Raw genomic sequence first — 12,943 nt, forward strand, 5'->3', positions numbered from 1 at the left:
GCACCTGACTGTGCTTTCTGTTTCCCGCTATTTTGCCACAACGCCTGGACGTTCTCCTAATCGCGAACGGTTAGCCGTGTGGAAAGCGCACAAACGATCTACTTTCCGCTATGATGTTCATCTACAAGGAGAAGGAGAGAAAATGCTGTTGATAGCCCGACGAACTGCTCTCGCGGCGGCGCTGCTGCTGGTTATGCCCCTCACGGTCTGGCTTTCCGGGTGGCTGTGGCAGCCTGGACTGCCGGTTGCCATGTTGAAAAGCCTGTGGTGGGTGACGGAAACGGTGACCCAGCCGTGGGGAATTATCACTCATGTCGTGCTTTGCGGCTGGTTCCTCTGGTGTCTGCGCTTTCGCCTGCGCGCGGCGTTGATCCTGTTCCTTATCCTTGCCGCCGCTATCCTGGCGGGACAGGGGGCGAAATCCTGGGTCAAGGCGCGGGTCCAGGAGCCGAGACCGTTCGTCATCTGGCTGGAAAACACAAGGCAGGTGCCGGTGACGCAATTCTACGCGTTAAAGCGTAAAGAACGCGCTAAACTGGTGCATGAACAGCTGGCGCAGGCGCAGGACATTCCGTCATTTTTACGCAAACACTGGCAGAAGGAGACGGGGTTTGCTTTCCCGTCAGGTCACACCATGTTTGCCGCCAGCTGGGCGTTACTCGCTGCGGGGCTGCTGTGGCCGCGTCGCCGCTGGGGCACAATCGCGGTGCTGCTGGTGTGGGCGACGGCGGTGATGGGCAGTCGCCTGGCGCTGGGCATGCACTGGCCGCTGGATCTCATCGTCGCCACGCTGATCTCCTGGCTGCTGGTCACGGTGGCCTGCTGGCTGACGCAGCGCCTTTGTGGGCCGCTCTCGCCGCCCGGAGAAGAGGCGCAGGATATTAAAAAACGGATGCCTGAAGCGGAATAATGTTGATTTTAGCGGCATCCGACCGCATATCCTGAAGAGTTGCCATGCTTTTTCATTCCACCGCTGCGGCGAAAATGATACTTTATAGGGCTGAAAGCGGGCTTTTTTCGCGCAACCCACATAACGGGAAGTCATGTGAAATATTTACTCATTTTCTTACTGGTGTTAGCAATCTTCGTCATTTCAGTGACGCTGGGGGCGCAGAATGACCAACAGGTCACTTTCAACTATTTACTCGCTCAGGGTGAATTCCGCATATCGACGCTGCTGGCGGTGCTGTTTGCCGCGGGCTTTGCCATTGGCTGGCTGATCTGCGGCCTGTTCTGGCTGCGGGTGCGTGTCTCACTGGCGCGCGCGGAGCGGAAAATTAAGCGTCTTGAGCATCAGATTGCCCCCGTCAGCCCGGCGGCTGTCGACGCAGGCGTGCCTGCGGTGAAGGAATAACCTCTTATGCTGGAGTTGTTGTTTCTGCTTTTACCCGTTGCCGCCGCTTACGGCTGGTACATGGGGCGCAGAAGTGCACAACAGTCCAAACAGGACGATGCGAGCCGCCTGTCGCGAGATTACGTGGCGGGGGTTAACTTCCTGCTCAGCAACCAGCAGGATAAAGCCGTCGACCTGTTCCTTGATATGCTGAAAGAGGATACCGGTACCGTTGAGGCGCACCTGACGCTCGGTAATTTGTTCCGTTCGCGCGGCGAAGTCGACCGCGCGATCCGAATTCACCAGAGCCTGATGGAAAGCGCGTCGTTAACCTACGATCAGCGCCTGTTAGCGGTGCAGCAGCTGGGACGGGATTATATGGCCGCCGGACTGTATGACCGCGCGGAAGACATGTTCAAACAGCTGGTGGATGAGACCGATTTCCGCCTCGGCGCGCTGCAGCAACTGCTGCAGATTTACCAGGCGACCAGCGACTGGCAGTCGGCTATTGAAGTGGCTGAACGGCTGGTGAAGCTAGGGAAAGAGAAACATCGTGGCGAAATCGCCAACTTCTGGTGCGAACTGGCCCTGCAGCAGATGGCAGCCAACGATCTGGATAAAGCGATGGCGTTGTTGAGAAAAGGCGCCGCCGCGGACCGCAACAGCGCCCGGGTATCGATCATGATGGGCCGGGTGTGGATGGAAAAGGGCGACTACGCCAAAGCGGTGGAGAGCCTCGAGCGGGTTATCGATCAGGATAAAGAGCTGGTGGGTGAAACGCTGGAGATGCTGCAGACCTGCTACCAGCAGCTCGGCAAAACCGATGAATGGGAAGTTTTTCTGCGCCGCTGCGTGGAGGAGAACGCCGGGGCGACCGCCGAACTGATGCTGGCGCAGATCCTTGAGCAGCGGGAAGGCGTCGAAGCGGCGCAAAACTACGTCACCCGGCAGCTGGAACGCCACCCAACCATGCGCGTCTTCCATAAGCTGATGGACTACCATCTCAACGAAGCGGAAGAAGGGCGGGCGAAAGAAAGCCTTGGGGTGCTGCGAAACATGGTTGGTGAGCAGGTGCGCAGCAAACCACGCTATCGCTGCCAGAAATGCGGGTTTACCGCTCATACACTCTACTGGCATTGTCCGTCCTGCCGCTCGTGGGCGACCATTAAACCCATTCGCGGTCTCGACGGCCAGTAAAGCCAAAAAAAAGCCCTCCATTAGTTACAACATACTTATCGCTTCACTCCTCTCCAGGCGCGGCCCCGGCAGCGCCATCGTCCGGTCAGGGCAGGTACGGCAGTCTGTTATTTTGTTCGCTTCACAGGTAGAATGCTGCCCGTTTACCTTTTTTGCGCCACCCCGGCGCCCATCAACACTAAGGTCTGGTCATGACGTCTACAGCTATCCCATCTTCCCGCGCTGTCACATCCTCTCCCGTTGTGGTTGCGCTCGACTATGATAATCGCGATAAAGCGCTGGCATTTGTCGACCGCATCGACCCGCGCGACTGTCGCCTGAAGGTGGGCAAAGAGATGTTCACCCTGCTGGGCCCGCAGTTTGTCCGCGATCTGCATCAGCGTGGGTTTGAGGTGTTCCTGGACCTTAAGTTTCACGATATTCCCAACACCACCGCCCGCGCGGTGGCCGCAGCGGCTGAGCTGGGCGTATGGATGGTGAATGTCCATGCTTCCGGCGGCGCGCGAATGATGACCGCCGCGCGCGAAGCGCTGCTGCCGTTTAGCAAAGATGCGCCGCTGCTGATCGCTGTCACGGTGCTCACCAGCATGGAGTCCAGCGATCTACAGGATCTGGGCATTACCTTATCTCCGGCTGACTACGCGGCGAAGCTGGCGGCGCTGACCCAACGCTGCGGCCTTGATGGGGTGGTGTGTTCAGCCCAGGAGGCTGTGCGCTTTAAGCATGAGCTGGGGCAGGCGTTTAAGCTGGTGACCCCGGGGATTCGTCCGCAGGGCAGCGACGCTGGCGATCAGCGGCGAATTATGACTCCTGAGCAGGCTCAGGAAGCTGGGGTAGACTATATGGTGATTGGTCGCCCGGTTACTCAGTCGGCGGATCCAGCCGCGACGCTGCGGGCGATCAACGATTCTCTGCGCAAGGGGGCATAATGAGCGATTCCAACAGCCGTCTGGTCTACTCCACCGAAACCGGGCGTATCGACGAGGCGAAACCGGCGCCGGTGCGCCCGAAAGGCGACGGCATTGTGCGGATCCAGCGCCAGACCAGCGGCCGCAAGGGCAAAGGCGTCTGTCTGATTAGCGGGATTGATGCCGATGATGCTGCGCTAACCGCTCTGGCGGCAGAGTTGAAAAAAAAGTGCGGCTGCGGCGGCGCGGTGAAAGATGGCGTGATCGAGATCCAGGGCGATAAGCGGGATTTACTCAAGTCGCTGCTTGAGGCGAAAGGGATGAAGGTCAAGTTAGCCGGTGGCTGATCGCTATTTTCCCTCTGCACCAATGGTCTGGTTGAAATAACAAGGCCGCGGTAAATGCCGCGGCCTTGAATGATTTAACGTGCGTAAGTCAATTCGTGTGAATTATTCTTTTATTTCGTCAGATAATTAAATTATTTGCCGACCTGGTGACCAATAATACCACCGACTGCTGCGCCACCCAGGGTACCGAGCGCGCTACCGTCAGTTAACACCGCACCACCGATAGCGCCGGCGCCAGCGCCGATAGCCGTGTTACGATCGCGTTTAGACATGTTAGAGCAAGCGCTCAGAGACATTGCTACAGTGACAGCCAGAACGACAGCAGCCATTTTTTTGCTCGTTGAAGTCATCATTTTTTTTCTCCTGAATAATCTATTCATGGATTACAGCGCTCCTCTAAGCATAGCCTGATAAAGCAGCTTTAGGGCAATTCCATGAAGTTAAGGTGCGCAGGTGTCACGAAAATCACGCAGGTGATAGTCACTTCCTGTTATATCGCTAATAATAATTTTACTTTTTTTAAAATTTATCGTCAGGTAAAAAGTCTTAATTAGCGGCTCGGAATACTCTCAGAGCGATAAAGCGCCCCTTCCGGCGCTTTGGCAGGAGATGGGGCGGCGGAGGATCAGATGTAGGGCACGATATCGACGGTCAGGCCGCTGCGGAGCAATTGTTCGCGACAGGCGTCCGGTAAGCGATCGTCGGTAATAACGCGATTAAAGCGGCCGGCGGGACCGAGCGGATAGGGATGTACCGCGCTGAATTTTGAACTGTCGCTAAGAATAATTGCCTCACAATGCTTCTCCAGCACGGCGTTCACCACGTCCGCACGCATCATATCGCGGCCGGTAAAGCCGGTTTCCGCCTGCCAACCGTCGATCCCGATGAAGGCTTTGCTGAAATGCACCTGCTGGATGAACTGACGGGTTAGCGGACCGACCATACTCTCACTGCGTTTCTGATAAATTCCGCCCAGCAGGATCACCTCTCCTGGGGTCTCTTTCAGCAGATGGGCGATATAGCTGCTGACGGTAATGATGGTGATATCGCCGCGCTCGGCCAGCGTACGCGCCAGCAGGGCATTGCTGCTGCCGTTTTCGATAAATACCGTTTCACCGGTATTCACTAGCGCCGCAGCCCGGCTGGCCAGCTCACGCTTAATGGCGAAATGGGTCATCATGCGGGTTTCGACATCTTCGCTGTCCAGCGGTACGGCATAGCCATGAGTACGGCGCAAATAGCTCTGCTTTTCCAGCAAATTCAAATCCTGACGAATAGTAACCTCAGAGACACCGGTCATCTTCGCCAGATCGGCGACGCTCATGCGGCCTTTATCGATGACCACTTGCAAAATACTTTGTTGTCGGGCGTTCATAGCAACATCACTGTTAGGGGGCTATATGGCGAGCAACCGGTCCATATGGCCGGCTGCGGCATGGCTGATATTCAGATTTCCCAGGGCGCCTTGGGTTGGTTTTGTTGTTCAGCATCGTCCGCCGCCAGCGCCAGCAGCTCCGCTTTGAGGATCTCCAGATTATGGATCGCAGAATGGTAATCACCGGCAACCAGAATATCCAGCACGGTATCGATACGTTGAGCGAGCAGGTGGGCATTCACATCTGACATGGCATTATCCTGGTAACAAAAACGAATGAAATCAATGATGCTAAAAATGAATGAAAAAGAGAAGCGAAAAAAACGCACAACCTTAATCGGTGCGACGGAAATGGCTGGATAGAGAGGAAAGAAGCAGCGGTTCCCGCAGGAACCGCTGTGAAGGGGCGTCAGACCGCCGGACGCGCAATAATGCTGCGGGTTTCCATGCGAACTTCAGCGATAGTGACATCGATAACGTCAGTCACTTTATAGACTACTTCACCTTTGATCTGCACGGTACCGTTCTCCTGGCTGCACACCAGTTCGTCGCGCACGGCGTGGAGGAACGGGGCCGGAATAAAGGCGACCGCGCCATTGTCCACCAGACGCACGCGCATCCCGCCGCGGCTGACGTCGATGATCTCCGCCGCGAAGCGGGTATCGGTCCCGGCTTTATCGTTGAGGAAACGGGCGTACAGCCAGTCGGCGACGTCGCGCTCGGCCATCCGGTTGAGACGACGGCGCTCCGCCATCTGCACGGTGGCTTCATCCTGGGGACGCGCAATGGTCTCGCCTTTAATGATGGCTTTCAGCAGACGGTGGTTGATCATGTCGCCATACTTACGGATCGGCGAGGTCCAGGTGGCATAGGCTTCAAGCCCAAGACCAAAGTGTGGGCCCGGCTCGGTGCTGATTTCCGCAAACGACTGGAAGCGGCGAATGCGGCTGTCGAGGAAACCGGTCGGCTGAGCGTCCAGTTCCCGGCGCAGCTTGCAGAACCCTTCCAGGGTGAGCACTTCCGTCGGGTCGACGTGCACATCATGGGTTTTCAGCAGGGCGGCCAACTGCTCGGTGTTCGCCGGATCGAAACCGGTATGAACGTTATAAACGCCGAAGCCGAGCTTGTCGCGCAGAACGCGGGCGGCACAGATGTTGGCGGCGATCATCGACTCTTCGACAATGCGGTTGGCAATGCGACGCGGTTCCGCGACGATATCCAGCACTTCGCCTTTTTCGCCGAGAACGAAACGGTAGTCCGGACGGTCTTTGAACACCAGCGCATGGGTCTGACGCCATTCGCTACGACGCTGGCACACGTCCTTCAGCAGCGTAATTTGCTGCGCGATCGCCTCGCTGTCCGGCTGCCAGCTGCCGCGGCCTTCCAGCCAGTCAGAGACGTCGTCATAGGCCAGCTTGGCTTTCGATTCGATGGTGGCGGCAAAGAACTCGATATTGTCTTCGATGGTGCCATCGGCCGCCAGGGTCATCCGGCAGGCCAGCACCGGGCGCACTTCGTTAGCGCGCAGGGAGCAGAGGTCGTCCGACAGCTCGCGCGGCAGCATTGGAATGTTGAAGCCCGGCAGATAGTTGGTAAAGGCGCGCACTTTTGCGGCGTTATCCAGCTTGCTGCCTTCGGCAATCCAGGCGGTCGGGTCGGCAATGGCGACCGTCAGCAGCAGTTTGCCATCAGCAGTGGACTCGGCATACAACGCATCGTCCATATCTTCGGTGCTGGCGCTGTCAATGGTGACGAAGTCGAGGGCGGTTAGGTCGCGGCGCGTCAGCCCCTCGTCGAGCATCTCGGTGGCGACGCCGTCCGGTGCCTCTTTCTCAAGATTATGGCGCGCCAGGGTTACCCACCATGGGACGAAGTGGTCGTCGCTAAAAGTGATGAACTGGGTCAACTCCGCGTAAAACCCGCGGTCGCCTTTTAATGGATGACGGCGCATCTCGGCGACGGCCCAGTCACCCTGTTTAAAATCGTGCTCAACGCCGCGGGCGGCGCGGCAGGGAATGGCGTCTTTCAGCAGCGGATGGTCAGGAACGATAGCGAGGCGATCGTCTTTCTTCTGGACTTTACCGACAAAACGAGTCAGGAAGGGCTCAACCAGCGATTCCGGCTCGGCGCTTTCGCGTTCTTTTTCAGAATGGATCACCGCGACGATACGGTCGCCATGCATCACTTTTTTCATCTGCGGCGGCGGAATGAAGTAGCTCTTCTGAGCGTCCACTTCGAGGAAGCCAAAGCCCTTTTCCGTGCCCTTAACGACCCCTTCCGCGCGCGGCGTCTGGGAATGCAGTTGCTGTTTAAGCTGCGCTAGCAGCGGGTTATCCTGAAACATAATTAGGTATTTTCGTGGCTAAAAGAGCGGCTGACATTTTTACGCGAATATGCCTGCCGCAGCAAGCGCTGTTTCAGCAATTTACGTCTGCTGACGCACATTGCCGAGGGCGATTTTCAGACGATTCATCCATCCGCACAGCCCGCTCCAGATCAACAGATCGATTGCATGTTGCTCAGAGAGTCGATATTCCGCGAGGGGCGTTAACTGGGCGGCGCTAAACCGGTCAGGCGAGCGTGTTAACAGCTGCACCGCGGTCACGAGAGACCGGGCCTGAGGATGCTGCTGGAGCCAGTGATGGAGGGCCTGGTCGCCCTCCCGCAGATGGCTGGCGAACTCCTCTTCACCCTGCCAGTGGGGGAGCCAGGCGTCAAAGCAGGTGGGGCTGCCATTGGTGCGCGCCGTGAGTAAGGCGACCTGCGGGCCAAAGGTATCATCCGTGCTGAGCTGGCGGATCAAGGTCTCCAGAGGCGCGAATAACTGTGGGTCGCAGGCCAGCAGCGGCGCCAGCTCGCCCAGACCGGGCAGCGACTGCCAGCCGGCGATGCGCCGCTGACGCTCATCATCGGCATACTGCAGGTCGGGATCCGCAATGTCTGCCTGCCATGCTCCCGGCGGCGGGGCGAACAGTTCCGCGGGTGCCTCCTCTTGCTGGGGCATACCGGGGATCCAGCGCACCGGAAAGCCCTGGGCCGCCTGCAGGACGGCAATCGCCCGCGCCTGGAAGCCGACGAATCCGATAATCTGGTTGAACAGAATAATGTCCCGACTGGTTAAGCCCACTTCGTCCAGCTGGCTACGGGAGAGAGCGTTAATAACCGAGGGCGAACCGGCAAGCTGACGAGCATATTGCGTGATTTGCGCCAGACGACGGTTGCTCTCGCGCGAGGAATCGGGGCCTGGCAGGGGAGCAAGGCGGGCGGCGTAGTGGTTACACAGCCGCTGGACGCCGTAGACCTGGGCGACGGTGAGCGCGGTGCTGAGTCGATCGTAAGCGGTAAAGGTCTGCAGGCGACTCACCGCCACCTGGTCGGGAAACAGCAGTTCGGCCAGCTGGCGTGCGGGGTGTAGCCAGTCAGCGTGGGCACGTAGCCAGGCGGCCGGCAGCGTCAGGTCCAGCAAAAAGCGGTCTTCAACATGGGCGGCTTCAGGGACGAGCGGCAGGACATCCACCGGGCAGATTGTTGACTGGGTTTCGTGATACCAGTGATTTTTGCCATTCACGCGGCGTGGCTCCATGGGCTTTCCTTGTTCGGTATGTGGCGAACCGCCGTTCCGCGGATCGTTTATGCAGAACTATCCTGGCGTAACCCGGAAGCAGGAGAAAATATTGATACGTGCTAACAAATAGCCGATTGGAATAACAGGTGGGGCGTAAGGCGTGGGGATGGAAGAACCCTCCTCACCGGGGCGAGGAGGGGAAGGAACTTATTTCAGTTCCAGCTCGTTCATGGCGGCGATATTGAACCCGCCGTCAACGTGAACGACTTCACCGGAGATCCCCGCAGACAGGTTGGAGCACAGGAAGGCTGCGCTGTTACCCACATCTTCAATGGTGACGGTGCGACGGATCGGGGTGACCGCTTCGCAGTGCGCCAGCATTTTACGGAAATCTTTAATACCGGACGCGGCCAGCGTACGGATAGGACCGGCAGAGATGGCATTGACGCGAACGCCTTCCGGACCCATGGCGTTAGCCATATAGCGGACGTTAGCTTCCAGAGAGGCTTTGGCCAGACCCATCACGTTATAGTTCGGGATCGCGCGCTCTGCGCCCAGGTAGGAGAGCGTCAGCAGAGCCGAACCCGGGTTCAGCATGCCGCGGCAGGCTTTGGCCATTGCTACGAAGCTGTAAGCGCTGATGTCGTGCGCGATTTTAAAGCCGTCGCGAGTGACAACGTCAACGTAGTCGCCGTCTAACTGGTCAGCCGGGGCAAAACCGATTGAGTGGACGAAACCATCGAATTTTGGCCAGACTTTTTCCAGCTCGGTGAACAGCGCGGTGATGCTCTCATCTTCAGCAACGTCGCACGGCAGCACAATGTCAGAACCCAGCGCGGCAGCAAACTCTTCTACGCGACCTTTCAGTTTCTCATTCTGATAGGTGAATGCCAGTTCCGCGCCTTCGCGGTGCATTGCCTGCGCGATGCCGTAGGCGATGGACAGTTTGCTGGCGACGCCAGTGATCAAAATGCGCTTACCGGAAAGAAAACCCATAGCTTTAATCCTTATCGTTATTGCTTATTTTTACTTTAACAATCATAACGTTAACATTGTTATTTCAAAATAACTCAAATTTAGCCGGGAATTATATCCCACTGACGACCCCTTGTGTCACGATATTTTTCAGCCGGTCCGCGCCGCGCGGGGCAAAAGTACATCGCGATAGCTGCAGTATATCATCTCTCCTGACGATTATTTGAGCGCGATCTCCGCCAGCAGCAGGCGTCCATTGCTGCCCACGGGACGCAGATTCCGCGGGGATCCACCGCGCCAGCAGAGGCCGCTGCCGGCCGCGCAGCGTCGCCCGGCCAGATCCCACTCGCCTTGTAGAACATAAGCGACCCCCTCGCTGGCAGGGCATTGCAGGTCGCTAACGACCTGAACTGTCGCCGACGCGCGCCCGCGCTGAGTCATGATATTGAAGTCCAGCCCTGGCGCAACGATCCCGACGCTGGACAGCGCCCATTCGCCGGGGAAAGCCCACGGCTGCCAGAGCGCCAGCGGTTGGTCGATATTCTCGCCACACAGCCGTAGCGGCTGCCCCGCCAGCAGAGTAATGACCCGGTCGACGCCAGGAAAGGGGGAGAAAGGGCCATCCGCCTGCAGGGTGGCAATACTCGCTCGCCAGAGAAAAGGGGCATCTGGAGCGGGTACGCAGATGATTTCGCGCGTCTCTCCGCCGCCGTTTTTCCACGGCGTGACGGGGAGCGTCGAAAGTTGAAAAGGGACCATCATGGGCAGCATACCTTAGTTAATCGCTTCCGGCGTCAACAATAAGCACCGCCTTGAGCTAGTTTAGTAACTTTCTGCAATACAAATATTTTACATATTCGTCACAAAATGAGAGTGCATGCAAGGCGGTGAGTTGTCAATGCTTGTATATACAAGAACGATTGAGTGAGGTGATATTAATAACTTGAGTGAGGAACCTATGTCTTCGTTTTCGTCTACAGACGGGCAGTCAAAGAGCAATTATGCTGGAATGAGTGAAAGGCGGTCGATTGATTACATCCCGGAAAGCGAACGGCATGGACACCCTTTTAGCCAGTTCACCCTTTGGTTTGGCGGCAATCTGCAAATTACGGCGATTGTCACTGGCGCTTTAGCCGTTGTGCTGGGCGGCGATGTAGTGTGGTCGCTGGTCGGGCTTCTGGTCGGTCAGATGCTGGGGGCGGCGGTGATGTCTCTGCATGCGCTGCAGGGACCGCGACTGGGACTTCCGCAAATGATCCTTAGCCGCGCCCAGTTTGGGGTTTTTGGCGCGGTGGTGCCGCTGGTGCTGGTTTGCGTCATGTATATCGGTTTTTCTGCCAGCGGCACCGTATTGGCCGGGCAGGCAATGGCCAAACTACTGAATATCAGCCACGTAGCCGGGATGCTGATATTCAGTGCGATTATTATCGTTATCGCCGTCCTCGGTTATAAGGTGATCCACAAGCTGGGCAAACTGGCGAGTATCGTCGGAATTCTCGCCTTCGTTTATATGTTCATCACGCTGCTACTTTCGGCCGATCTCAGTGCGCTCGCGCACAATAACCATTTTTCGCTGCCGACGTTTTTATTAGCCGTATCGCTCTCCTCATCGTGGCAGATCGCTTTTTGCCCCTATGTATCCGACTATTCGCGCTACCTGCCACGCGATGTTTCCGCCACGAAAACGTGGTGCTCAGTGTTTTTCGGCACCGTATTGGGTACCCAAACGTCGATGACGCTCGGGGTTCTGACAGCGGCCATTGCCGGCAGCGCGTTCCCTGGTCACGAGGTGAGCTATCTGGTGGGATTAGGTAAGAGTCAGGCGATGGCCATGGTTATCTATTTCGCCATCTGTTTTGGTAAAATTACCTTCACTACCCTCAATGCGTACGGCAGCTTTATGTCGCTGACCACCATTGTTTCCGCCTTCCGCCGGCAAACCGTGCTGTCGCAAAAGTGTCGCATTGCATTCGTGGTGCTGATGGTGACGGCTTCCTGCATTATCGCGTTGCTTAGCGAACCCGCTTTCTTAAAGCATTTCACGCATTTTCTTCTGTTTCTGCTGGCGTTCTTCGTGCCGTGGAGCGCCATCTGTCTGACGGATTATTATCTTATCTCGAAGGGCGCCATCGATATTCCGGCGCTAAGCGACCCGCAGCAACGCTACGGGTTCTGGAACCTGTACGCGATCACCCTGTATATCGTCGGTGTGCTTATCCAGTTGCCGTTCATTGAGAACCCGTTGTTCCATGGTTCGCTCACGTGGATCTTCGCCGGTAACGATGTCTCATGGATAATAGGTTGGTTTGGCACCGGGGTTCTTTACTACGCGCTGCGCCGCTTTGACCGCCGGTCGCTGCCGGCGCAGAGTCTTTTCCCTTCTACCTGAATGACAAGGGCGGCGTGAGGGCCGCCCCTGCCGTCGCCTGCCAGCTATTTCCCGTCTTTGCGCCAGGCGTCGGCGGTGAGGGCTTCCCCGAAGTGGCCGGCGATCAGGCGCCGGGTCAGGTCGTGCAGCGGCGAGGCCAGCACATCGGCAGTGCTGCCGCGCTCGACCACTTCGCCGTTATGCATCACCAGCACCTGATCGCTGATGTGTTTCATCATTCCCAGGTGCTGAGTGACATAGATATAGGAGATGCCCTGTTTCTCCTGCAGCTCCAGCATCAGGTTGATAAGCTGGGAGCGCATCGACATATCCAGCGAGGCCAGCGCCTCATCGCAGACGATAACCTTCGGGCGCAGGATCAGCGCCCTGGCGAGGCCGAGACGCTGCTTCTGACCGGGCGCCAGCATATGGGGGTAGTAGCTGACGTGGTCCGGCAGCAGACCGACCATGCGCAGGGTGTCGATTATCTGCTTCTGCCGCGCCTCGGCGTCGAGATCGGTATTCAGTCGCAGCGGAAAATCGAGGATCTGCGAGATGCGCTGACGCGGGTTCAGCGAGGTCGACGGATCCTGAAAGATCATGCGAATCTTCTGGCTGCGGTAGGAGTAATCCCCAAAAGTCAGCGGATGATCGTCAATCAGCAATTCGCCGCTGGTGGGTTCCACCATGCCCGCCAGCATCTTCGCGAGGGTCGATTTCCCGGAGCCGTTCTCGCCGATAATCGCCAGCGTCTGCCGTTCGCGCAGGGTAAAACTCAGCGGTTTAACCGCCTCAACCGTCTGACGGTGAAACCAGCCGGTGCGGTAGCGAAAGGTCTTACTGAGTTGGCGAACTTCCAGCAATGTTTCGACCAT

Annotated in this window: 14 protein-coding genes; 6 read left to right on the top strand and 8 right to left on the bottom strand. The window is 57.4% G+C overall.

Annotated elements, in window-relative coordinates; all coding sequences use genetic code 11:
• The first annotated feature begins 142 nt into the window (after positions 1 to 142).
• From pgpB to yciH, 5 genes are all read left to right on the top strand, one after another.
• Positions 143 to 910 (top strand): phosphatidylglycerophosphatase B, encoded by a 768-nt coding sequence (gene pgpB / locus KHQ23_RS00330; protein ID WP_002901779.1) that lies wholly within the window; start codon positions 143 to 145, stop codon positions 908 to 910.
• Positions 911 to 1,045: 135 nt separating this feature from the next.
• Positions 1,046 to 1,354, top strand: coding sequence for a LapA family protein (locus KHQ23_RS00335; protein ID WP_002901780.1), 309 nt, complete (start codon positions 1,046 to 1,048; stop codon positions 1,352 to 1,354).
• A 6-nt stretch (positions 1,355 to 1,360) separates the two neighbouring features.
• Positions 1,361 to 2,530, top strand: a complete 1,170-nt coding sequence (gene lapB, locus KHQ23_RS00340; protein WP_004140292.1) for a lipopolysaccharide assembly protein LapB — start codon at positions 1,361 to 1,363, stop codon at positions 2,528 to 2,530.
• 191 nt (positions 2,531 to 2,721) lie between these two features.
• A complete protein-coding gene (gene pyrF / locus KHQ23_RS00345; RefSeq protein ID WP_032432724.1) occupies positions 2,722 to 3,459 on the top strand; it encodes an orotidine-5'-phosphate decarboxylase in 738 nt (245 codons plus the stop codon).
• The gene (gene yciH, locus KHQ23_RS00350; RefSeq protein WP_002901782.1) at positions 3,459 to 3,785 is read left to right on the top strand and encodes a stress response translation initiation inhibitor YciH; all 327 of its coding nucleotides are present in this window, start codon (positions 3,459 to 3,461) and stop codon (positions 3,783 to 3,785) included. The genes pyrF and yciH overlap by 1 nt, the downstream gene beginning before the upstream one ends.
• Positions 3,786 to 3,916: 131 nt before the next feature.
• Here yciH and osmB read toward each other — a convergent pair whose 3' ends face one another.
• The 7 genes from osmB to KHQ23_RS00385 form a co-directional block, all read right to left on the bottom strand.
• Positions 3,917 to 4,135 (bottom strand): osmotically-inducible lipoprotein OsmB, encoded by a 219-nt coding sequence (gene osmB / locus KHQ23_RS00355; protein WP_002901783.1) that lies wholly within the window; start codon positions 4,133 to 4,135, stop codon positions 3,917 to 3,919.
• 275 nt (positions 4,136 to 4,410) lie between these two features.
• Positions 4,411 to 5,160: a DNA-binding transcriptional regulator YciT gene (locus tag KHQ23_RS00360; protein ID WP_002901785.1), complete on the bottom strand. Its 750-nt coding sequence runs from the start codon at positions 5,158 to 5,160 to the stop codon at positions 4,411 to 4,413.
• Between the two features lie 71 nt (positions 5,161 to 5,231).
• Entirely contained in the window at positions 5,232 to 5,411 is a 180-nt protein-coding gene (locus KHQ23_RS00365; protein WP_002901786.1) for a hypothetical protein, read from the bottom strand.
• 158 nt (positions 5,412 to 5,569) lie between these two features.
• Complete coding sequence (locus KHQ23_RS00370; RefSeq protein WP_002901787.1) at positions 5,570 to 7,504, bottom strand: exoribonuclease II; 1,935 nt, start codon at positions 7,502 to 7,504, stop codon at positions 5,570 to 5,572.
• Positions 7,505 to 7,585: 81 nt separating this feature from the next.
• The gene (locus KHQ23_RS00375) at positions 7,586 to 8,743 is read right to left on the bottom strand and encodes a carboxymuconolactone decarboxylase family protein (RefSeq protein WP_004183728.1); all 1,158 of its coding nucleotides are present in this window, start codon (positions 8,741 to 8,743) and stop codon (positions 7,586 to 7,588) included.
• Between the two features lie 189 nt (positions 8,744 to 8,932).
• Complete coding sequence (gene fabI, locus KHQ23_RS00380; RefSeq protein WP_004140277.1) at positions 8,933 to 9,721, bottom strand: enoyl-ACP reductase FabI; 789 nt, start codon at positions 9,719 to 9,721, stop codon at positions 8,933 to 8,935.
• A gap of 198 nt (positions 9,722 to 9,919) precedes the next feature.
• Positions 9,920 to 10,462: a HutD family protein gene (locus KHQ23_RS00385; RefSeq protein WP_004152967.1), complete on the bottom strand. Its 543-nt coding sequence runs from the start codon at positions 10,460 to 10,462 to the stop codon at positions 9,920 to 9,922.
• A gap of 247 nt (positions 10,463 to 10,709) precedes the next feature.
• Here KHQ23_RS00385 and KHQ23_RS00390 point away from each other — a divergent pair, with 247 nt between their 5' ends.
• A complete protein-coding gene (locus KHQ23_RS00390) occupies positions 10,710 to 12,089 on the top strand; it encodes a cytosine permease (protein WP_004151902.1) in 1,380 nt (459 codons plus the stop codon).
• A gap of 44 nt (positions 12,090 to 12,133) precedes the next feature.
• On the opposite strand, the gene sapF is transcribed toward KHQ23_RS00390, so the two are convergent.
• Positions 12,134 to 12,943, bottom strand: coding sequence for a putrescine export ABC transporter ATP-binding protein SapF (sapF, locus tag KHQ23_RS00395; protein ID WP_004140269.1), 810 nt, complete (start codon positions 12,941 to 12,943; stop codon positions 12,134 to 12,136).

The sequence above is a fragment of the Klebsiella sp. 64 genome, from assembly GCF_018223915.1.
Taxonomy (GTDB): Bacteria; Pseudomonadota; Gammaproteobacteria; order Enterobacterales; family Enterobacteriaceae; genus Klebsiella; species Klebsiella pneumoniae.

Coding starts and splice junctions, on each gene's coding strand:
- lapB (WP_004140292.1), top strand. CDS start 1,361: ATGCTGGAGTTGTTGTTTCTGCTTTTACCCGTTGCCGCCGCTTACGGC.
- KHQ23_RS00365 (WP_002901786.1), bottom strand. CDS start 5,411: ATGTCAGATGTGAATGCCCACCTGCTCGCTCAACGTATCGATACCGTG.
- osmB (WP_002901783.1), bottom strand. CDS start 4,135: ATGACTTCAACGAGCAAAAAAATGGCTGCTGTCGTTCTGGCTGTCACT.
- KHQ23_RS00360 (WP_002901785.1), bottom strand. CDS start 5,160: ATGAACGCCCGACAACAAAGTATTTTGCAAGTGGTCATCGATAAAGGC.
- yciH (WP_002901782.1), top strand. CDS start 3,459: ATGAGCGATTCCAACAGCCGTCTGGTCTACTCCACCGAAACCGGGCGT.
- KHQ23_RS00385 (WP_004152967.1), bottom strand. CDS start 10,462: ATGATGGTCCCTTTTCAACTTTCGACGCTCCCCGTCACGCCGTGGAAA.
- KHQ23_RS00375 (WP_004183728.1), bottom strand. CDS start 8,743: ATGGAGCCACGCCGCGTGAATGGCAAAAATCACTGGTATCACGAAACC.
- fabI (WP_004140277.1), bottom strand. CDS start 9,721: ATGGGTTTTCTTTCCGGTAAGCGCATTTTGATCACTGGCGTCGCCAGC.
- KHQ23_RS00370 (WP_002901787.1), bottom strand. CDS start 7,504: ATGTTTCAGGATAACCCGCTGCTAGCGCAGCTTAAACAGCAACTGCAT.
- sapF (WP_004140269.1), bottom strand. CDS start 12,943: ATGGTCGAAACATTGCTGGAAGTTCGCCAACTCAGTAAGACCTTTCGC.
- pgpB (WP_002901779.1), top strand. CDS start 143: ATGCTGTTGATAGCCCGACGAACTGCTCTCGCGGCGGCGCTGCTGCTG.
- pyrF (WP_032432724.1), top strand. CDS start 2,722: ATGACGTCTACAGCTATCCCATCTTCCCGCGCTGTCACATCCTCTCCC.
- KHQ23_RS00390 (WP_004151902.1), top strand. CDS start 10,710: ATGAGTGAAAGGCGGTCGATTGATTACATCCCGGAAAGCGAACGGCAT.